Source organism: Shewanella sp. SR44-4 (assembly GCF_014163715.1).
In the GTDB taxonomy this organism is placed as follows: domain Bacteria; phylum Pseudomonadota; class Gammaproteobacteria; order Enterobacterales; family Shewanellaceae; genus Shewanella.
The window spans coordinates 1-22,125 of record NZ_JACJDU010000038.1 but is presented as its reverse complement, the minus strand read 5'-3'; the positions used below and the strand labels follow the sequence as shown (position 1 = coordinate 22,125).

At 39.9% G+C, this 22,125-nt stretch carries 18 protein-coding genes and 1 riboswitch; of the genes, 11 read left to right on the top strand and 7 right to left on the bottom strand.

The features are described 5' to 3' along the window. Positions 1-160 precede the first annotated feature (160 nt). A complete protein-coding gene (locus H5125_RS16000; RefSeq protein WP_182744744.1) occupies positions 161-1,951 on the top strand; it encodes an acyl-CoA dehydrogenase C-terminal domain-containing protein in 1,791 nt (596 codons plus the stop codon). A 74-nt stretch (positions 1,952-2,025) separates the two neighbouring features. Here H5125_RS16000 and H5125_RS15995 read toward each other — a convergent pair whose 3' ends face one another. From H5125_RS15995 to H5125_RS15980, 4 genes are all read right to left on the bottom strand, one after another. After that, entirely contained in the window at positions 2,026-2,604 is a 579-nt protein-coding gene (locus tag H5125_RS15995) for a thymidine kinase (RefSeq protein ID WP_101086537.1), read from the bottom strand. Between the two features lie 159 nt (positions 2,605-2,763). After that, positions 2,764-4,323 carry a Na+/H+ antiporter NhaC family protein gene (locus H5125_RS15990; protein WP_182744757.1) on the bottom strand — a complete coding sequence of 520 codons (1,560 nt, stop codon included), beginning with the start codon at positions 4,321-4,323 and terminating at the stop codon, positions 2,764-2,766. A gap of 79 nt (positions 4,324-4,402) precedes the next feature. After that, positions 4,403-4,619: riboswitch (Lysine riboswitch) on the bottom strand. A gap of 425 nt (positions 4,620-5,044) precedes the next feature. After that, positions 5,045-5,968 carry an electron transfer flavoprotein subunit alpha/FixB family protein gene (locus H5125_RS15985; protein WP_182744743.1) on the bottom strand — a complete coding sequence of 308 codons (924 nt, stop codon included), beginning with the start codon at positions 5,966-5,968 and terminating at the stop codon, positions 5,045-5,047. A gap of 1 nt (position 5,969) precedes the next feature. Further along, positions 5,970-6,719: an electron transfer flavoprotein subunit beta/FixA family protein gene (locus H5125_RS15980; RefSeq protein ID WP_059744357.1), complete on the bottom strand. Its 750-nt coding sequence runs from the start codon at positions 6,717-6,719 to the stop codon at positions 5,970-5,972. Positions 6,720-7,154: 435 nt separating this feature from the next. Here H5125_RS15980 and H5125_RS15975 point away from each other — a divergent pair, with 435 nt between their 5' ends. The 5 genes from H5125_RS15975 to H5125_RS15955 all read left to right on the top strand — a co-directional run bounded on the left by H5125_RS15975 (position 7,155) and on the right by H5125_RS15955 (position 11,674). Further along, on the top strand, positions 7,155-7,565 hold the full coding sequence (locus H5125_RS15975) for an H-NS family nucleoid-associated regulatory protein (RefSeq protein ID WP_101086534.1): 411 nt from the start codon (positions 7,155-7,157) through the stop codon (positions 7,563-7,565). A gap of 162 nt (positions 7,566-7,727) precedes the next feature. Next, entirely contained in the window at positions 7,728-8,123 is a 396-nt protein-coding gene (gene rcsF / locus H5125_RS15970; RefSeq protein WP_101086533.1) for an Rcs stress response system protein RcsF, read from the top strand. A 152-nt stretch (positions 8,124-8,275) separates the two neighbouring features. After that, on the top strand, positions 8,276-9,025 hold the full coding sequence (gene tsaA / locus H5125_RS15965) for a tRNA (N6-threonylcarbamoyladenosine(37)-N6)-methyltransferase TrmO (RefSeq protein ID WP_101087197.1): 750 nt from the start codon (positions 8,276-8,278) through the stop codon (positions 9,023-9,025). A 4-nt stretch (positions 9,026-9,029) separates the two neighbouring features. Further along, positions 9,030-9,641 carry a DapH/DapD/GlmU-related protein gene (locus H5125_RS15960; protein ID WP_101086532.1) on the top strand — a complete coding sequence of 204 codons (612 nt, stop codon included), beginning with the start codon at positions 9,030-9,032 and terminating at the stop codon, positions 9,639-9,641. A 317-nt stretch (positions 9,642-9,958) separates the two neighbouring features. Further along, the gene (locus H5125_RS15955) at positions 9,959-11,674 is read left to right on the top strand and encodes a proline--tRNA ligase (protein ID WP_101086531.1); all 1,716 of its coding nucleotides are present in this window, start codon (positions 9,959-9,961) and stop codon (positions 11,672-11,674) included. A 66-nt stretch (positions 11,675-11,740) separates the two neighbouring features. Here the strand turns inward: H5125_RS15955 and H5125_RS15950 are convergent, their stop codons facing one another. Together H5125_RS15950 and H5125_RS15945 are read right to left on the bottom strand one after the other, a co-directional pair. Continuing rightward, on the bottom strand, positions 11,741-13,105 hold the full coding sequence (locus tag H5125_RS15950; protein WP_182744742.1) for a sensor histidine kinase: 1,365 nt from the start codon (positions 13,103-13,105) through the stop codon (positions 11,741-11,743). A 10-nt stretch (positions 13,106-13,115) separates the two neighbouring features. Continuing rightward, the gene (locus tag H5125_RS15945; protein WP_162023573.1) at positions 13,116-14,678 is read right to left on the bottom strand and encodes a DUF3369 domain-containing protein; all 1,563 of its coding nucleotides are present in this window, start codon (positions 14,676-14,678) and stop codon (positions 13,116-13,118) included. A gap of 339 nt (positions 14,679-15,017) precedes the next feature. Here H5125_RS15945 and H5125_RS15940 point away from each other — a divergent pair, with 339 nt between their 5' ends. From H5125_RS15940 to H5125_RS15925, 4 genes are all read left to right on the top strand, one after another. Next, positions 15,018-16,151, top strand: a complete 1,134-nt coding sequence (locus H5125_RS15940; RefSeq protein ID WP_101086528.1) for a patatin-like phospholipase family protein — start codon at positions 15,018-15,020, stop codon at positions 16,149-16,151. A gap of 288 nt (positions 16,152-16,439) precedes the next feature. Next, positions 16,440-16,871: a copper resistance protein NlpE gene (locus tag H5125_RS15935; protein WP_182744741.1), complete on the top strand. Its 432-nt coding sequence runs from the start codon at positions 16,440-16,442 to the stop codon at positions 16,869-16,871. A 378-nt stretch (positions 16,872-17,249) separates the two neighbouring features. Next, positions 17,250-18,152 (top strand): dTDP-4-dehydrorhamnose reductase, encoded by a 903-nt coding sequence (gene rfbD, locus H5125_RS15930; protein WP_182744740.1) that lies wholly within the window; start codon positions 17,250-17,252, stop codon positions 18,150-18,152. 154 nt (positions 18,153-18,306) lie between these two features. After that, on the top strand, positions 18,307-18,468 hold the full coding sequence (locus H5125_RS15925; protein WP_041413129.1) for a hypothetical protein: 162 nt from the start codon (positions 18,307-18,309) through the stop codon (positions 18,466-18,468). Positions 18,469-18,619: 151 nt separating this feature from the next. On the opposite strand, the gene H5125_RS15920 is transcribed toward H5125_RS15925, so the two are convergent. Then, positions 18,620-20,017 carry a magnesium transporter gene (locus H5125_RS15920; protein ID WP_182744739.1) on the bottom strand — a complete coding sequence of 466 codons (1,398 nt, stop codon included), beginning with the start codon at positions 20,015-20,017 and terminating at the stop codon, positions 18,620-18,622. A gap of 150 nt (positions 20,018-20,167) precedes the next feature. Between H5125_RS15920 and H5125_RS15915 the strand changes: the two genes are divergently transcribed. Further along, positions 20,168-20,653, top strand: a complete 486-nt coding sequence (locus H5125_RS15915; protein ID WP_182744738.1) for a glutathione peroxidase — start codon at positions 20,168-20,170, stop codon at positions 20,651-20,653. Positions 20,654-22,125 lie beyond the last annotated feature (1,472 nt).

Genomic DNA, 22,125 nt, shown 5'->3' with positions numbered 1-22,125 from the left:
AAACGTATAAAATTAAGTTTACGTTTACGTAAAAATAATACTGAGTTTTTACTCGAAATTGGGTATGGTTAGATAAATCAACTATCTGATTGGACCAGTAACTAACTACATTTTGTTGCCGAGACCCAACTAAAATACAACATAACCAAGGAATGATCTTATGCCAATTTACCAAGCTCCTCTTCGCGATTATCAATTCATTCTATCTGAACTGCTTAATATCTATCAACAAACTGATTTACGTGGTTTTGATGAGTTAGATGCTGAGCTAACTGATGCGATTTTACAAGGTGTTGCCGATTTCAGCACTGACATCATGTTGCCACTCAATGCCAGTGGAGACTTAGAAGGTTGTAAACTGGTTGATGGTAAGGTCATTACCCCTACAGGGTTCAAGCAAGCTTATAAACAATACGTACAAGATGGTTGGGCAACATTAACTTGCGATCCTGAATTTGGTGGCCAAGGTTTACCCGAAGTTATCGGTACATTTGCAACCGAAATGAAAACAGCCACTAATATGGCGTTTGCCATGTATCCAGGCTTAACCCATGGCGCTTATTCAGCGATTCACGTTCACGGCAGCGATGCTCTAAAGCAAAAATATTTAGCCAAACTGGTCAGTGGTGAATGGACCGGCACCATGAACTTAACAGAGTCTCATGCGGGTACAGATTTAGCCTTACTGCGCACTAAAGCGGTTCCTGCTGGTGATGAACTGTTTGCTATTAGCGGTGAGAAAATTTTCATTTCGTCTGGCGATCACGACTTAGCCGACAACATCATTCATTTAGTATTAGCGCGTTTACCAGATGCACCGGACGGTGTTAAAGGTATTTCATTATTTGCTGTACCTAAGTTTTTAGTGAATGCCGATGGTAGCTTAGGCGAAGCTAACAAGCTTAGCGCAACAGGTCTTGAGCATAAAATGGGCATTCATGGTAACTCAACATGTGTGATGCATTTTGACGGCGCAATAGGTGAGCTTGTTGGTGCAGCACATCAAGGTCTAAAAGCCATGTTTACCATGATGAACCAAGCACGTTTAGGTGTTGGTATTCAAGGTTTAGGCGTATCAGATATTGCTTATCAAAATGCTCTCGTTTATGCCAAAGAGCGTATTCAAGGCCGTGCATTAAGTGGTGTTAAGCAGCCAGAGCAAGCTGCAGACTCATTATTAGTCCATGGCGACGTGCGTCGTATGTTGTTATCACAAAAGTCGTTCAACGAAGGTACACGTGCGCTAATGGGTCAACAAGCACTGTGGCTTGACCAAGTAGAACGTCATACCGATCCAGAAAAAGCCAAACAAGCTAATGCACTTGCTGCGTTATTTACACCGATTGTTAAAGGCTTTGTCACCGACCAAGGCTTTAAAGCTTGTGTCGATGCCCAGCAAGTCTATGGCGGCCATGGTTATATTAACGAATGGGGTATGGAGCAGTTTGTGCGTGATATCCGTATTGCAATGATTTACGAAGGCACAAATGGGGTACAAGCACTCGATTTAGTCGGCCGTAAATTACTTGCTGACAAAGGTGCAGCATTAACTTTGTGGTCAGGTATGGTGAAGGAATTAATTCAGCAAAACGCGGCTAATGACGCAATGAAACCTTATCTTGCAGGCTTAATGGATGCCGCTGGCGATCTTGAAAAAGCCACCGGTTTTATTGTGCAGTCAGCCAGTAAGAATCCTGATCTTATTGGTGCAGCGTCAATGGCCTATATGCAGTTGTTTGGAATTACCGCACTAGCATGGATGTGGACTCGCGTTGCAGCAACGTCATTAGCCGCATTAGAAGCGGGTACTGAAGAGACGGGTTTTTACCAAGCTAAACTTAAAACCGCACAATTCTTTATGAGCTATTGGGGCAGCCAAACCCGCAGCTTACGCAAACAAATTGAATCGAGTAGTGCAGATATTGTCGATTTCGCAGAAGCCGATTTTTAATAAATAGTGACACACAAAAAAGCCGCATCAATTAACTTGAAGCGGCTTTTTTATTCAGTTAAGTTGGGTTTGACTTAATCCCACAAAAACTCACGAAAATGCTTTCGACAAACCGACTCGTAACTTTCATTACCGCCAATGGCAACCTGCTCGCCTTCACGCATCGGTTTACCGTCATGATCAAGACGCACGACCATGTTAGCTTTACGGCCACAATGGCAGATAGTTTTAAGCTCAACCAATTTGTCAGCCCAGGCTAATAAATATTGGCTGCCTGGAAATAGTTCGCCTTGAAAATCATTGCGAAGACCATAGCACAATACTGGAATATCAAGATTATCAACAACATGAGTAATCTGTCTAACTTGTTCTTTACTTAAAAACTGACTTTCATCAATCAATACGCAATGAATTTTTTGCTCATCATTCGACGTCGAAATTAACTCAATTAAATTATCAGTGCTACCGAACACCTGCGCTTCGGTTTCGATGCCGATACGTGATGACACTTTGCCGACACCATAACGATTGTCTATCGATGCCGTCATCACTAAAGTGTGCATACCGCGCTCACGATAATTATAAGATGACTGCAGTAATGATGTTGATTTACCGGCATTCATCGCCGAATAATAAAAGTACAGTTGCGCCAAAATGAAGCGTCCTAATGTTTAGCTAGTGAATGTCGTTCATATTACCTTTTCCAACATCGTAATAACAAATAAAAATGCCGTATTCATAACGAATACGGCATTTTTATTACAGCTTAAATTGGACATTTACCTACATACAGTAGGGCTTAGTTCAAGAAATTACTTCTTAGCCCAAAAGTGTAATATCACAATGCTGATGACAAACAACACGCTACAGCAAACTAACCCTGCGATTAATGAGCCAGTAAAACCTAATACGGTGTAACCGACTAAACTGATGAAAGCGGCAATTAAGGCATACGGCAGTTGAGTAACCACGTGATCAATATGATGACAACTGGCACCGGTTGACGACAATATAGTGGTGTCAGAAATGGGCGAACAATGATCGCCAAATACCGCACCAGACAATACTGCGGCCAACATTGGCAACATCATAGTACTATCACTTCCCATAGCCATATCTGCTGCAATAGGCAACATAATCCCAAACGTGCCCCAACTTGTTCCTGTCGCAAATGCGGTAATACCCGCTAATAGGAATAACACTGCAGGTAACATCGCAAACGGAATATTGTCAGTGGCTAAACTTGCCATGTACTTACCGGTTTCAAGCTGTCCAATCACACTCGAAATTGTCCATGCAAAAAGTAATATGTAAATGGCTGGCAACATCGAGCGCGCGCCAACCGACATGCCTTTGAGTAACATAGACAAGTCAACTTTTTGCTGAATAGCAAGAATGAGCGTCGCAATAAGACCAACTACAGAGCCAAAAAATAGTGACGAGCTAACATCGGTATTCTCAAATGCCCCAAGTACATTAAACGGTAAGCCTTTTGCTGCTAACACATCGGCGCCACTTGAAACCATAAAATACACTGTCGCAAACACCAATACCGCGATAGGTAAAAATAAGCCCATCACTTTACCGGTATCGGCTTCAGGTAAATCTGTAACAGCGCCAGGGGGTTGGCCTTTTGACTCATCAAACAAGTTACCCCGCAGTGCGTTTAATTCATGCTGGCGCATTGGGCCAACATCTAAGCTAAACGTTGCAACACACAGTAATAATAATAACGAAAAAATGGCATAAAAGTTCATTGGGATCATTTGAATAAAGACGCTCAAATGACCAGAATCTGTAAATCCATGAGCCGTTAAAATACCGCCAATTAAGGCGATAATATATGCACCCCAGCTAGATACGGGAGAAATAACACACACCGGCGCAGCGGTGGAATCAAGAATATAAGCTAATTTTGCACGCGAAATATGGTAGCGATCTGTGATTGGACGTGAAATCGAGCCGACGACTAAACTATTAAAGTAATCATCAATAAACACTACGCAGCCTAAAAACATGGTCATTAACTTGGCATCACGTTTATTGCGAATACGCAATTTAGCCCAATCAGCAAAAGCACGAGCAGAACCACTGACAGTGATCAATGCTGTGATCATACCCAGCACAATCAAAAAGCCTAAAATGTACACATTCCAACTGTTCAGTCCGGCGTCTTTCCAAACTAACTGGCTGGCTGTATTTAAAATATATTCGCCACTGCCAACCAATGAGAAATCGGTTAGTAATAAGGCGCCGAAAACAATGCCAACCCCTAAAGATAGCAATACTTTACGAGTTAAAATAGCCAGAGTAATAGCCACAAGTGGTGGCAAAACAGAAAGTGCCGAATCGGCATAACTTATTATCATAATTTAATTATTTCTTCGTTGGATACGAATGGAGAAAAACTAGAAATAAGGCTAAACATACACAGGAAGTGTATGCGTTAACTTAACTAGTAGCACTCCACAGTAATATCCATTTAATATGAATATCATTCTTTTTATCAAGTCGATAAAAACACTATGACAGTGCAGTCCCTTTCGAGAACTGCCCCAACAAATGCGGCTGATAACCCCATTTATTTCGGCATTGCACCCTTTTATGTCGAATTATTGGCATCACCCAATTCAACATGACTTTTATGCAACGCACCTCTACTTTTGTTGTTTGTAGTTAAAGCTCATTACACACAACGCGAACATACAATCATAAATTACATATTCTGCGCCAGTAAAAAGCACTAAACAGCACGACAAATAACAACAACATCAATTTAAACCACAATTGCATAGCATTAGTTTAACGTTTTTAAATCAAATGCACACTAGTGTAATGGGCACAAAAACAGCAACCGCATCAAACCCTGGATATTTGAACTGAATTTTTAAAAATCAACACCTAAACCAGTACTAAATCCAAGAGAAATCCAAGAGAAATCCAAGAGAAATCCAAGAGTAGCCCAATAAAAAAGGTTTCTACCTTATGAGTAGAAACCTTTTTAATCGTACAACAGAACGTTTAATAGCGCGTCAAAGTCGGCTGAACAACACGAGCTTAATCAACTCCTCCGTTTAGCGACTTAACATCTGATTAAACGAGGTTGTTCAATGCCGGTACCGCTTCAAATAAGTCGGCAACCAAACCATAATCCGCCACTTGAAAAATAGGGGCTTCAGGGTCTTTGTTAATGGCCACAATTACTTTTGAGTCTTTCATGCCAGCAAGATGTTGAATCGCGCCAGAAATACCCACTGCAATGTACAAGTTAGGAGCGACAATCTTACCCGTTTGGCCAACTTGCAAGTCGTTAGGTACAAAGCCCGCGTCTACAGCTGCACGTGATGCACCTACTGCTGCGCCTAACTTATCGGCTAGTTGTTCTAAAATGGCAAAGTTTTCGCCGCTGCCCATACCACGGCCGCCAGACACAATAATGCCAGCATTACCAAGTTCAGGACGGGCTGATTCAGTGAGTGACTGAGAAACAAACTCAGTTTTTGAATCAATTGCTTGGCTTAAGTTGATGACTTCAGCACTGCCTGTTGATGCTACAACATCAAATGCACTAGAGCGTACTGTCATGACTTTTTTAGCATCTAAGCTTTGCACCGTCGCAAGCGCATTACCCGCATAAATAGGGCGTACAAAAGTGTCACTGCTTACAACTTCAATCACTTCAGAAATCTGGGCAACGTCTAATAATGCTGCTACGCGAGGCAATGTATCTTTACCTATACTGGTTGCTGCAGCCAGAATATGTTCATAGTCTCCGGCAATATCAACAACCAATTTTGATACATTTTCAGCTAGTTGAGCACCATATTGAGCAGCATCAGCCACTAACACTTGACTCACGCCCGCTAAACTTTGTGCTGCACTTACTGCGGCAGAACAATCAGCACCAGCAACCAGTACATGAATATCACCACCAATGGCTGTTGCAGCGCTAACTACTTTCGCCGTGTCAGTTTTCAGGCTGACATTATCGTGTTCTGCTAATACTAAAATGGTCATATTAGATCACCTTCGCTTCATTTTTTAACTTATCAACTAACTCTTCAACAGAAGACACCATGATGCCCGCTTTACGCTCAACAGGAGGTGTGACGCTAAGTACTGTTTGATGTGCTCTTAAGCTCACACCAAGATCAGCCACAGCCATAATCTCTAATGGTTTGCGTTTAGCTTTCATAATATTAGGTAATGAAGCATAACGAGGTTCGTTCAAACGTAAGTCTACCGTCACAATCGCAGGCAAAGGCATTTTCAGCGTTTGTAGTCCGCCATCGATTTCACGAGTAACCGTAATCATGTCACCATCAATTTTGACTTCTGATGCAAATGTCGCTTGTGGCATATCAGTTAATGCTGCGAGCATTTGACCCGTTTGGTTATTGTCGCCGTCAATTGACTGCTTACCAAAAATAACGAGTTGTGCTTGCTCTTTTTCTTGCACGGCCTTTAACAGCTTAGCAATCGAAAGAGGCACTAACTCTTCATCGGTCTCAATATGAATCGCTCGGTCGGCACCCAGTGCCATTGCGGTTCTTAATTGTTCTTGCACCGCTTTAGGGCCAACACTTACCACTACAACTTCAGTGGCAATGCCAGCTTCTTTGAGGCGAACAGCTTCTTCTACCGCTATTTCGCAAAATGGGTTTAACGCCATTTTAAGGTTGGTCGTATCAACATTTGTGTTATCAGCTTTTACCCTGACTTTCACATTGGCATCAACTACGCGTTTAACAGGCACCAATACTTTCATAGGTTTTCCTTCCTACACCTTCAATGTATATGGACAACACACTGGCGTTCGCCAATGCAAGATGGGTTAACTTTACGTCCTGTTAACGTTAACGTCAATCAAAGTCAAACGACTGTTTACATATTTTTTGTTATTGTGGTGGCAATCAAACTAAACAAGTAGTGGATCATTAATTACTTAATGGGAATGCTTAATTAAAATTAATTGCATAATTAGATGATTTTATTTGATTCAATGCCAAATAGTTTCTATTATTACAGCTATATTCAGTATTGATTAAGCTGTATTAGTAATAATCAGAGAATTAATCTGACTTATATTAATAATAACGACCCAAATAAACAATATGAAGTACTGAAACTTACACGGAACGTTGATACTTTTTATCTCTTATAACTTTTATTTTATAAATAAATCATTAGGAAACTATACAACATGAGTGACTTTTTAGACATATTAACCCACGGCCGTCGTTTTAAAGCTGCAGTAAAAGAATTGTCTCTTGATGATTTACGTGAAACAGCGGCCAAATTAGAAAAAATCATTACCGAACGTCAAGAAGAAGAAAAATTAGAACTTGAAGCTAATGCAGAGCGTAACGCTCGTATTGCTGAAATTCTTGCTCAAATTGAAAACAGTGGTTTATCAATTGAAGATTTAGGTGATGTGACCTCTTCTGTTAAAACAGCTAAACCTAAACGTGCACCGCGCCCACCAAAATATCAAATCACTGTTGATGGTGAATTAATTCAATGGACTGGCCAAGGTCGTATGCCTACCGTATTCAAACAACAAGTTGATAGCGGCAAAAATATGAGCGAATTCTTAATTCCTGGTATGGAATAATTATTCTGATTAAGGGTTAACCACACGGTTAGCATTTAAAATAAAAAAGAGCTTACTTCGGTAAGCTCTTTTTTTTATAGCATTTGAGCGCTTTATCATCGCCATGAGAAAAGGTAAACTAACCGTCATTGATCCATTCCCCATTAATAGAAGGCTACGGCTATGACTTTTCCTCTTAAATATGCATTTATTGCCTCAGGTATAGCACTATTATTGAGCGCTTGTGCGAGTGATTATACGTTCAAAAGTAATTTAGACAGTAAAGCGATCAATGATTATTTTAAAGTCGGTGATGTACAGTTATATGAAGGAAACGATCAACCTAAAGGAACATTTGAAACTTTAGGTTTAGTGGAAGGCGAAGCCTGCCAAGAAAGCAAACAAGATGCACCACCGCAAATGGCCGTAGCACGAAGCAATGCCAGAAGATCTGCTGCAGATATGGGCGCAAATGGTTTTGTAGTTAAAAGCTGTTTTATGATTACTGAAGCGGATAATAGTTGTTTTAGCCGTGCACTTTGTGTCGGTCAAGCCATTAAAACTCCTACAGAAAAATAACAACTCAATATATTATATTGGCTGCCCATAAATGATGAGTGCTCATATAACACTCATCAACATTTTTTATATTTGATTTATAACTCCCTTTGTTTGCTTAATTCAGGTATCGCATGACACAAAGCAACGATCGACACAGTCAAACAGATCTAATGAATCATAAATCTAGCGTTCCGTTTAGCAGCCAATTAAATGCTGTTGCAATATGCAGAACACCTTACAAACAAAAGTTTGGTATTCCTCGTCAGCCAGGTTTAGTCAATGCGGTAGGTTATATAGAGTTTGAACCCGCGTTTAATCATATTGATGCAGTAAGAGGAATAGAGCAATATTCACACTTATGGTTATTATTCTGTTTCCATGAAAATCTGGCTCAAGGTTGGAAAACCACCGTTCGCCCTCCTCGTTTAGGCGGCAATGAAAAACTGGGCGTTTTTGCTACACGCTCCACATTTCGTCCAAATGGTATTGGCCAATCAGTGGTAAAACTCCATGGAGTTATCCAACGTAAAGGAAAAGTGTGCTTAGTAATATCTGGAATGGATTTATTAGACGGCACGCCAATTGTCGATATTAAACCTTATATTCCTTTTTCTGATGCTATTTTAGACGCCAAAGGCGGCATAGCCCAAGAAGCCCCAATCCTCATCCCACTGACTTATACATCGTTAGCGACAGAGCAAATAGATCACTACAGCCAACAAGAGCAGTACCAAGATTTAGCCGCGCTTATTGAAGGGGTATTGTCACAAGATCCTCGTCCTGCATACAAAAAAGCCAAAAATGATCCCAAACTTTATCAAGTGGCTTTATACGACTTAGATATCTTTTGGCATATCACAGCTCAAGGTATTGAAGTGTTAGAACTCAAACCGACAAAAGTTGAACTGCTGAAGGATTAAATCAATGGCAGACATAGATTACCAAGCTCAACATAAAAAACGCTTATCATGGATGCCATGGCTGTATTTTTCACTTAAACCAAAACATTTAACATGGGCAAAACCTTGGCAAGATGACATTCAACAACGGCTATGTCAGCTTGAAACCATTCATGTAGGTGAACAATGTTTTATTGCCCCACAAGCTCAGCTTTTTGCCGAACCTGGTAGGGACATTATCATTGGCGATCAATGTATGATTGCCGCTGATGTGTTTATGCATGGCCCAATTACCCTAGGCAATGAAGTGGCCATTAACCATGGCTGCAGCTTAGATGGGGGCCGTAACGGTATCAAAATTGGCAGCCAAACACGTATTGCTAACAACGTCACGGTTTATGCTTTTAACCATGGTATGTCACCCAGCGCACCCATTTATAAACAACCCGCGACATCAAAAGGTGTAGTGATAGGCCAAGATGTATGGATTGGCGCTCAGGCAGGCATTGTTGACGGTGTCACCATTGGGGATTGTGCGGTGATTGGCATGGGCTGCATTGTTACAAAAGATGTACCCGATTTTGCCATTGTTGCTGGAAATCCTGCTCGAGTTATTGGCGACAGACGCGATAAATAACCTCAGATACGTTGAATAGATAGGGTTATTCAATAAAGACAAATTAGTGGCAACTCATCGATATCAAACTTGCCATTGTTGTTGCTATCTAAGCACATTGACGCGACTATTGTGTTCTTATAACAAGTCAATTCAACACTGGATAGAGGGATAGAAAGCTATTTAATATGCATTTATTATCCCGATGTGAAGTTTAATAACGGTCACTTGCGGTTAAAGTATAACAAAGGCTACTTTTGAGTCGAATTAGCAGGTGACATCATTGTTGCAGGTGCTAAAATGATGCTAATTCATAGCAACTATTTTGGACATTGGGAATGCGAGTTAGCAAGTACCTGCTTTCAACACAAAAAGAAACCCCTGCTAATGCAGAGGTGATTAGTCATCAGTTAATGTTACGTGCCGGTATGATCCGTCGTAATGCTTCAGGTCTCTACACTTGGCTTCCATCAGGTTTACGTGTTTTACGTAAAGTTGAAGCCATTGTTCGTGAAGAAATGAATAAAACAGGCGCTATCGAAATATTAATGCCGTTAGTTCAGCCTGCTGATTTATGGGTTGAAACGGGCCGTTGGGACAAGTTTGGTCCTGAGTTATTACGTTTCCAAGACCGTAATAATCGTGACTTCGTATTGGGGCCAACCCATGAAGAAGTGATCACTGATTTAGTCCGTAAAGAATTAAGTTCTTACAAGCAACTGCCGTTAACACTTTACCAAGTACAAACTAAGTTCCGTGATGAAGTTCGTCCCCGCTTTGGTGTGATGCGCGCGCGTGAATTCTTGATGAAAGATGCCTATTCTTTCCATTTAGATCAAGAAACCATGGATAACACTTACCACGCTATGCATACCGCATACAGCAATATTCTGACTCGTATGGGCTTATCATTCCGTCCAGTACTGGCTGATACAGGTTCTATCGGTGGTAGCATGTCGCATGAATTCCATGTGCTGGCTAACAGTGGTGAAGACTTAATCGCTTATTCAACGGGTAGCGATTATGCCGCTAACATTGAAAAAGCCGAATCACCAATGCCAACCGACACTCTTGCCACGCCGACTGAAGTAATGACGTTAGTGGATACGCCTAACGCCAAAACGATTGCTGAGTTAGTTGAGCAATTTAATTTAGTCATCACTAAAACGGTTAAAACCTTAATAGTAAAAGGTGCTACTGACGAAGCGCCATTAGTTGCCTTAGTTATCCGTGGCGATCACGAACTTAACGAAATTAAAGCCGACAAACTTGAATTAGTCGCATCTCCATTTGAATTTGCTTCAGAAGCAGAAATTCGTGCAGCAGTGGGTGCAGGTCCTGGTTCTATAGGACCTGTTGGCTTAACGATGCCAATTATTGTTGATCATAGTGTGACTGTGATGAGCGATTTTGCCGCGGGTGCCAACACTGAAGCTAAGCATTATTTTGGTATTAACTGGGAGCGCGATTTGCCTCTAGCGACTGCAGCGGATATCCGTAATGTGGTCGAAGGTGAACCAACGCCTGATGGCTTAGGTACGTATGCAATGGCTCGAGGTATTGAAGTCGGCCATATCTTCCAGTTGGGAACAAGTTATTCTAAATCAATGAATGCCACCGTGTTAGACGAAAACGGTAAAGCCCAAGTGTTATTGATGGGTTGTTACGGCGTAGGCGTGAGTCGTATTGTGGCTGCTGCTATTGAGCAAAACAACGATGACCGTGGCATTACCTGGCCTGAAGCGATTGCACCGTTTACTGTAGGTATTTTGCCAATGAATATGCATAAGTCACATCGTGTAGCTGACATTGCCGAAAAACTTTACCAAGACCTGGCTGATGCTGGTGTTGAAGTATTGATGGATGATCGTAAAGAGCGTCCTGGGGTTATGTTTGCCGACATGGAACTCATTGGCTTACCGCATGTTGTGGTGATTGGCGATCGCAATATTGATGCGGGTGTATTTGAATATAAAAACCGTCGTACGGGTGAGAAACAAGATATTCCATTCGATGAGATTGTGGCGTTTTTAACAAATGCAGCTAAAGGCTAGTTATTAACAATATAACCTGTTAAAAACGCACTTTAGGGTGCGTTTTTTTATCGCTGCAAAACACTTTTATGTAATATTTTTGATATAAATATCGATTTCAAGGCCTTGATTCAACTCTGAAATAATCTCAAGCCTACCGCCTAATTTTTGCGTTACTAGATTATACACAATAGACATGCCTAACCCTGTGCCACCAATATTGCGTGCGGTAGTAAAAAAAGGTTCAAATATTCTCCGCTTTACTTCAGGGCTCAAACCTTTGCCATTATCTTTGTAAAACATCTTTATTTCATCACCACAGTAATTAGCGCCTAATATAATTCGCTTTTGTCCTACATAATCGACAGGAAATGCATGCCGAAAGCAATTGGACACTAGATTAGTAAAGATTTGTGCTATAGCACCAGGATAAGATTCAACAACCAAGTCTGGTTCTATTTGAATATCAAGCTCGATACCTTGCTTACGGGTTAATGGCCTAAGAGGGGAAGATATTTGCTCCAAATATTCAGTTAAATTAACCTGTTCTTTTTCTAGAATAAGCTGGTCAGCGGCGGTGCGTTTAAAGTTATGAACTAACTCAGCGGCACGCGATAAATTGCGTTCAATTAAATATAATCCGTCAGTAAGTGTATGGATAAACTCTTCAAAGTCTTGTTGTTCTAATTCACCCGCAGCGAACAAAGTTTTGAGTTTAGTTAACTCATCGATGCAGTGGCTTGTTGATGTCACCGAAATACCTAATGGAGTATTAACTTCATGTGCAACACCAGCAACAAGATTACCTAAGGCGGCAAGCTTTTCGCTCTCTATTAAACTGGTTTGCGTTACTTGTAGGTTATTAATCGCATTTTTTAACTCTGCGGTTCGCTTTTCAACTTCTGCTTCTAAGGCTAAATTATTAAATTCAAGTTCATTTTGGTAAGCCTTGACCTTTTTAGCGTTAACAGCTCTACCATACAAATCAGCCAAAGAGCTCACAAATGATTGCTCATCACGGCTCCAATGCCTAACGCCTCCCTTATGCTCACAACAGATAATGCCGATCATTTTACCAGCATGCCTTATTGGGCTGTCTAACATGGCTGTGATTGCATTGGGGCGCAAATAAATGTCTTTAAACTCACAGGTAGCAGGATCTGTCATAGCATCACTGGCAGCAATCGTTCTTTCTGTATCGAGAGCGCGAAAATATCCCGGAAACGCTAAGCGAGTTAGCGTGATATTATTTTGTTTAGTTTGATTATCAACTAATAAAAAACAACCGATTGATTGATTATCTTCTGTTAACAACCATATACCTGCCCTGTCGATATCGAGTCCGCGACAAACTGAATCGACAATCAATTTTGAAGCCGAATCTAAGTCTCCAGTATCAATTAATTCAGACCGGCTGACAGCCAGTAATACTTGATCTAAATTCTGATTCATAATAGATAACTTAATGTGTGCTTTGCGCAGGTTCATCTGGCATTTGTTGCTGGATCTCTACAAACTTATCAAGCAAGGTTAAACTGGCATCACACATCAAAGGATCAAATTGCTTACCTGACTGCTCAATTAAATAATCTCTTACTTTTTCAGCGGACCAGGCGTCTTTATAACTGCGTTTTGACAACAGTGCATCAATTACATCCACGATAGCCATAATGCGACCTTCAATCGGTATTGCATCAGCAACTAACCCACGAGGATAACCATTACCGTCCCATCGTTCATGATGTGTATAGGCAATACGAGCGCCCATTTTGGCTATGATACGATTTGATGCCGCAAGTAAGGTGTAGCCCTTTTCTGCATGGGTTTTCATGATTTCCCACTCACTATCGGTCAACTTACCGGGTTTATGTAAAATACTTTCAGGGATACCAATTTTACCCACATCATGTAAAGGGGCTGCATAGCGCATGGTTTCAACAAAATCATCGCTCATACCAATATGGTTAGCCAGCATTTCACTCATCACTGCCACGCGCCTAACATGAGCACCGGTTTCTTTACTGCGCTGTTCAATCGCATCACCAATAATTAGGATCAGTTCACGTTGCGTTTGTTGGACATTTTCTTTGCTTGAAAGGTTTTCAAAGGTCAAACTAACATTGGCAGCAAATAATTCAAGGATCCTGACCTGCAAAGGCGTTAATGCGGTGTCGTGTTGGAGGTATAAAATACTGGTAACATCGTGGCCAAACTTATAAAAGCCTACATAAATATTATCGTGAACTATCGACTTCTCTAAACTAATGGCTTCAATAATATACTCTTTCACTTCACCCGGTAGTGATTCGACATTTTCTATTTCACGATAACTCACCATATCCCCAGTCGCGGCTAATAGGTTCATATGAGTATCTTGGTAGAGATCTTCACGAAAACTGGTTAAATAAAGCGCTGAGCTATTCAAATTAAGTAATTGCAATGTTTGTTCAAGAACAGCACTGCCAAAATGATGCAGTGTATTGCTTAGTAGCACTGAAGAAGAAGCTTGGATGACTTTCTCCATCCCACGTTGACTTAGTTCAATTGTTTTAATATCTCGATACGAGCGCAAGGAAGCATAAACACACGATTTAAGTTTGGTAGCGGTTAATTCTGTTTTTGCTTTGTAGTCATTAATATCAAACTCTCTGATCACCCTTTCCTCAGGAGCGCTGCCCGGCTGACCAGTGCGAAGAATAATCCTTGTACTGTGATTATTTAACTCACCTCGAATACGTTCAACTAAATCCAGCCCCGCGTGATCGTTTTCCATCACAACATCGATAAATGCGAGCGCGATATCAGGCTCATCGCGTAGTAAAATGAATCCATCTTCAGCGCTAAAACTTGAATAAAAAGCGAGTTTCCTACCTTCCAACTCAAAATGACTTAATGCAAATTTAGTCACATCATGTATGCCTGGTTCATCATCAATAATGGCAATTTTCCAGGGAGAAAGTTGCTTTGCTTTATGTGCTGCATCGTTATCAACCGATACTTCTGATGTTGTCTTAAACAGAGCCACATGCCATCCTTAAATTGGTATAATCAATTGAGTATTCGTTAACAAAATCAACATCAACAATCTATGATGAACTATTTACATTAGTTTTATCATGAAGACTAAATAACCATACGAGTAAAAGATTACTTTAGATCTTATTATCAATCTCGATATGGTGTTGCAAATGAGTGCTCGTAATCATGTTCAACTTTTCATCTCAAAGTATTAACCTCGATAATAGATATAGTGAAGATAAAGGATAGACAATAAATAGCATAGTCGACTTATTGGTAACTGGTGTAGAACACAAAAAGAATTCATACTAGAATCAAACAAACTTAACCGATTAAAGGACCGATATTGCCAGTATCAACAGCATTAGTACTTGGAGGTGGTGGAGCCAGGGCGGCTTATCAAATTGGCGTATTAAAAGCGTTAGTGCAGTTTTACCCACGCAACCATAATGTTCCATTTGATATTATTTGTGGTACATCTGCAGGTGCCATTAATGCAATATCGATAGCGACCCACGCATCTTGTTTCCATTTGGCCATAAAAAAACTGGACTGGGTGTGGCGTCATTTTGAAACCCATAAAGTCTATCGCACTTCGATCCCTCAAGTGTTGAGACATTTGGGACGAATGGCAATTAAAGGTCTACAAGATGACAAAGTCAATACTGATGCTGGCAGCCTACTGGATAATCAACCATTACGAGAGTTGCTGAATAACCTTATCGATTTTAAAAGAATTGATCGTAATATTGGTAATGATGCACTCAAAGCTATCAGCATCGACTCATCATGCTACAACAATTCACGTTCATATACTTTCTATCAAGGTAACGAACACATTGATGATTGGCAACGTGCTAGACGAGTTGGTATTCGCAGTTTATTAAATACTGAGCACTTACTTGCAAGCTCAGCAATTCCAATGGTATTCCCATCAATTAAACTTAATCAAGCCTATTATGGTGATGGGTCCGTCCATCAATTATCGCCACTATCAAGCCCTATCCACCTAGGTGCTAGTAAAATATTTGTGATTAATTTAGACAGTCCACACAAACACTTTCCCATCGAGTTTGAATATCACCCTAAAACAGCAACAATCGCCGGACATTTATTAGATACCATTTTCTCGGACACATTGAACAGCGACTTAGAGCGTCTGCAACGGGTCAACAGCACCTTATCAATGATATCCCCACAAGACCGTGAAACCTTGAACTTGCGTCATATTGATACTTTAGTGATAAAACCTAGTCAAGATTTAAGCCGAATTGCAGAACGGTTCTATGATGATATGCCTTTTGCAATCAGAACTTTATTGAAATTATTTGGTATTAACAGACAGTCTGACTCGAGTATTGTGTCGTATTTATTATTCGAAAAAAGCTATACCACCACTTTGATTGATTTAGGTTATCAAGATGCAATGGATAGAATTGATGAAATAAAACAATTTTTCGATATACAGACTAAAGTTTAACCGTTAATACTCAAAATCTATGATATACCTATATATTAACATTAAGAATTAACATCAAGAATTAACATCGGGATTAATTGATGATAAAAGCGCGAGTGCGCTTTGGTTATCTATATTAAAGTCATCCTCGTCATACTGGTTTAGCTTGAGTCAAATAGACATGTTTTACATAGTCACGTTTATAAAAGTGAATATTATTTTAAATTGTTGATCATTCACTTGAGACACATAAAACCAGAACTGCCGAGCGTCACATTCGTAACAATTTTGTATCTAAAAGGATTTTAGATGAAAAATTTATGGTTAGTGATTATATTAACAATCGTCGGCTGCGGCCAGCAAGACACCTCGACTATAGATACAACTTCAAGTAGTCAAAACACTTTGCAATGGCAAGGTGTGTATCATGGTGTATTCCCATGCCCGAGTTGCGATGGAATGGATACCACTCTTGAACTAATCCAACCGAACCAATATACCATCCACACTATTCGTCTAGGCACTGATCCCAATCCTTATCGTGGCAGCGGAACATTTAAGTGGGATAAAAGTGGTAACATTATCATTTTAGATCGTGGACATATTTATCAAGTCTATTCAGATCACTTATATTTGTTAGATGTAAAATTTAGGCGAATTACAGGCCCAGACGCAGAGCGATATAGAGTCGATAAAATCGAAGGACTAGGTCAGAAAACATCCACACATCTCGCTGAATAACATCAATAACAAATCTGATTAATTGATGTTAGCTGTGCTAAAATTTAAAAATTAATCACTTAGAAAAAAGCATTTTTGAATGGCCGATTAAGGGTAATCAATTAGTTTGTATCATATTTCAATTCATGAGCTTCCGGAAGGAAATCAAACATATGCTTTTCAAAAAAAAAGCAACTACTGTCCAAATTCACAATATCAGATCCGTGAAACATCAAGTGATCATATTGAAGCTTTAATGACGATATTAACACAGGGTAACGTAGGTAAAACTTATGCGATTGATGCGACTAAACTAGCCATAACATTGAATTGGATACAAAAATATAGCTTCTCAGATGGTTTACACCAAACTGTTCAATGGCACTTGGTTCACTCTTAATGAAAATATTAACATTTGGCCAAACAGGTCAACTCGCCCAAGCCTTAAAACGTACTCAGCCCAAAACAGCAGAACTAATCCAACTCAACCATCAACTAGTTGATATTACTCAGCCACAACTCATTGATGAGGCATTAGCTTTTTATCGCCCCGATATCATCATCAACTGCGCGGCTTATACTAATGTAGAAAAAGCACAAATAAACCCAGCTGCAGTAATGCAAACAAATGCATTAGCCGTTGAGTATATGGCAAAAGCAGCCAGTAATTATGGAATCAAACTAATCCAATTGTCGACTGATTATGTATTCGATGGTCGCTCATCGACACCTTATTCTGTGACACAAAAACCATCAGCTATTAATGCTTATGGGCAATCAAAATTACTCGCCGAAGAGATATTGTTGGGTTATCAATCGGCTCTATTTTGTATTGTGCGAACTTCTTGGCTTTATCATCACAGTGGCAATAATTTTGTTACCACGATGCTGAAGTTAATGGAGCAGTCACATAATCAACAAACGATAGGTTCAAGCGCAGACAATCCCATCAAAGTTGTCAATGACCAAACGGGTAGCCCGACAATGGTTGACGACTTTGCACTTTTTCTGTGGAAACTGTGTTCACAAAAACAATGGTCAGCTATTTACCATTGGAGTAATGCAGGTAAGTGTACTTGGTATGAGTTTGCTCAAGAGATCAAAACACAAGGAATAGCGTTAGGCTTATTACCTCAATCAATTTATTTGCAGCCTATAACATCAGAACAATATACATCTATCGTTAATAGGCCCACTTTCAGTGTGTTAGACACCCGCTTATCGCACTCAATCTCCATGCCCAAACCTTGGCAACAACAATTAGCTCAATGCCTTAATGAATTGGTGCTTAGTAAAGTTTAATTATTTAAAGTAAAAAATGAATTGTCATATCAGTGTCATTTTTACGTGCAATAATTTTTACCATCAAGGATGAAATATTTCGCTTTAGCTTGTCATTAACTTTAGGTAAAAAGAGGCTGTACCAACAGAGGTACAGTTATCTGGAATGTTGAAAATGTCACACTCATTTGAATTTGATGAAGATGATGCGCCATGGGGCGATAACATCAAGGGAAAACCAAAATCGAAAAAAGTAAAACAGCGTCGCCGAGATACTAAGCGCCGTTACTTTGACGATAATGCAGAAATGGAGTTCGCGCCTGCTAAGTGGAAATAATTTAACAGAATTTTCTCATCAAGTTTAAAAAGCAAGTTGCCTGCAACTTGCTTTTTTGTTGAAAAAAATGGCCTTGAGAAACTCAAGACCATTTAAGTAAAGCGTTGGCAATATTGAATCAGTGTATTTCGATGTCTCTGAAATTGACCTTTTACAGATAAAATATGGTGGCTAACCCCAAAAAAGTAAAAAAGCCTACAACGTCAGTCACTGTGGTCAGAATAACTGAACCAGATAAAGCAGCGTCTTGATTAAAGCGCTGTAAAATCATCGGCACCATCACACCAGCAATCGCAGCAACAGCCATATTAACTAAAATAGCACAGGCAATAACGACGCCCATTATCGTATCGTTAAACCACCATCCGGCAATAATACCGATGACAATCGACCACAGCATGCCATTTAGCGCACCGATACCGAGTTCGTTTTTCATCAACGACATCACGTTACCAGCAGAAATCTGACCCATTGCCATACCGCGGATCATTAACGTTAACGACTGGCTACCTGCAATGCCACCCATTGAAGCCACAATTGGCATCAATACCGCTAACGCGACCACTTGCGACAATACATTTTCGAATAATCCAATAGTAGCAGATGCTAAAAATGCCGTGAGTAAGTTTATCCCTAGCCACACGGCACGACGCTTTGCACCCACCACTATCGGGGCGAATAAATCGTCGTGTTCATCCATACCAGCAGTTGCCATTAATTGTGCTTCGTAATGTTCACGCACTAATGCTGTAGCAGTTCGCAGTGTCATTCGCCCAATTAATATACCATCTTCATCGACAACCGGTAATTCAAGTTCGCGACTATGCTCAATGGCTTCGGCTGCTTCGATTAAAGATGAATCCGCAGAGATAACTCGGCTGTCATCCCATTTTAACACTTGTAATTGAGTATCAAGATCCGCTGTTCTGAAAACGTCATAACGACGCACTGTGCCTAAATATTTATCGTTTTTATCCACTAAAAAAAGATGGTCATTACAATCTAAATCAATTCGGCGAAAAAAGCGTTGTCCTTGCGCGACGGTAGAGGTAAGACTTAATGCCAACATCTGGTGATCAGCATAACGACCGATTTCATTTTCAGAATATTGATCATACAGTTCGAAGTGCTTACGTTGACGTTCACCCATCTGTGCTAATGCACGATCGGTAATGTTGTCAGGTAATGAATCACTCCATTCAATAAGGTCTTCTGGACTTAATTGAGAAAAGAGTAAGTCTAGTTCCTCATCTGGAATTTTCTTAACAATGCCTAAACGAGGATCGGCGCGCATTAAGTTTAGAACGTCTACACGCTCTTCAACATCGACTTGCTGCCAACGTTCATAACGTTCATCAAGTGGTAACGATTCTAATAATAAAGCAATTGTGCCTGGTTCTGCTTCAGTCAAGATTTCACTGAACATTTCGGCCTGTTCATCGCCTTCTGCTTCAGTTAACAAATGAACCACTTGACTGACATCAGCCTGTGGTTGTGAACTGGTGTCGATTTCATCTTCAGAACTAAGTTCGTTCTTTAATTCACTCATCAGCCCGCCCTTAATTCTTGATAGTAAAATATGCGCAACTATATTGAAATTGGTATTGATAAGCAAACAGATATATTAAGTTGCCAACAACTTAATTGCCAGCTAAGCATTTTCACATTATAGTTTATCTTTCATATAAAGGAGCATCACATGACCGCAGCTATTTACCCTATTTCCGTAAAAGACATTCAAGGCAATGATGTTGTTATGGAGAATTTTAAAGATCACGTTTTGCTTATTGTTAATACAGCAAGTAAATGTGGCTTCACCCCACAATACAAAGCACTTGAAGCACTATATCAACAGTATAAAGATCGCGGTTTAGTTATTTTAGGCTTTCCTTGCAATCAATTCGGCAAGCAAGAACAAGGCAATGAAGATGAGATCAGCCAATTTTGCGAACTAAACTTTGGCGTGACATTCCCATTATTCAGTAAAATTGAAGTCAATGGCAGTAACAGCCATCCGTTATATCAACATCTTAAAAAGTCTGCCAAAGGCCTTTTAGGTAGTGAGTCAATAAAATGGAACTTCACTAAGTTTTTAGTCGATAAACAAGGAAACGTGATTGAACGATATGCACCAACAACAAAACCAGAAGACCTTAACGCTGTCATTGAAAAACTGCTTAGATAGCCATAGCCTCTATCGTGTAATCGAAGGCTGATAATCAATGAGAATGGCTTTGGGTGATTGATGTCATGATAATCACCCTGCTTTTGCTCACGGCTTAGTCAGTTCCTGGTAAGTGAACATCTAAAGTCTGCCACATTTTCATTTAACGATATTTTCGAATAGAAGTACTCAAACAATGGAAAACCGTTAGAAAAAGTAAACTCTTAAGCCACTGAAAAATAATCAGTATAAAATTAATCTCACTATTTTGATAAAAGAATTCATTTATATTGAACTTTTAAACCATTAGGCACTCCAACTTAGTAACAGTGATATTCACTTTTGTTCATCATCTCCCTGGGACTTCTAGCGCGGTCCCCTTGATCGCTAAGTCGATCGATAGGCAGTCATTTGATTGCCTTTTTTTATGTCTGTTGATTGTACAACGCAACTAGAATGCGTTGCATGGTCTAGCTTAGGTCTACCCTAGTGATGTGTTTTCTATATAGGGAAGCTCATCAACATAAGATCATAACCAGCTAACTTCACCGCATTGGCTTGCTCTCAACACACAGCAATGTGTCAATGCGCCCTATGATCGTAAATAGGCAAGTAGCGTAAATAGGCAAGTAGCATAAATAGGCAAAGCAATATTAGCCAAGTTTGATATTACCAACATGAAATAAAACCATTCTCATCGATTTATCCCAGCTATTATTAAGAGATGGGGGCTAACTAGCACTGCGCATGTTTATCACTACACCTAAATAGGTGATGTCGTTTAACTCACAGTAATTAAGCTAATGAGTTTCGCTAAGTCGATTTCGATATTGGGTAACCTGGTCTGGGAGCTTGAAAATAATTTTGTAAAACCCGTTTTTAGGCTCTCGAGACAGCAGATGTTATGCCACGATAAACGTCATTTACATAGAACCACGTGCAACTACCAATGATGAGTAAAACCCAATGATTATCTATTTTTAAATTTTTTCATTATTTAATGAACTATTCTAACGAGCACTAGTCAGACTATATGTAACAAGTAAGAAATGTAACAAGTAAGAACATGTACTCGCTAAGCGTCTTCCTCCAACGTTTTAGTGTGTATCCAAAGGTTTGATTACTGACTTTTGTATTTGCTTGTCGCGACAGTTTTATGTTCATCATCATCCCTATTTGGGGAGTATTAACACGCTAGCGCACTGTTAATCACGACCCACAAAGAACGACTTAGGCAACCAAATTGGTTGCCCTTTTTTTAGGTTCATTTTGTGTTTTACACAAATAAAACCAAAAATAGCATCATCATCGATATTTACCGCGACCATATACAGAACCAATAGCTTACTTGAGTACACCTCAGAGCTATAATACCAATCTCATTAAATATCTGATCAGTTCAGAGTCTCTCAGGTTTTTTAATTCAAGGCGCATTGATGTAGAAATGGCTGTTCCCTTTTAAATCGATGCAACACAGAAGTGGAATACCTGAG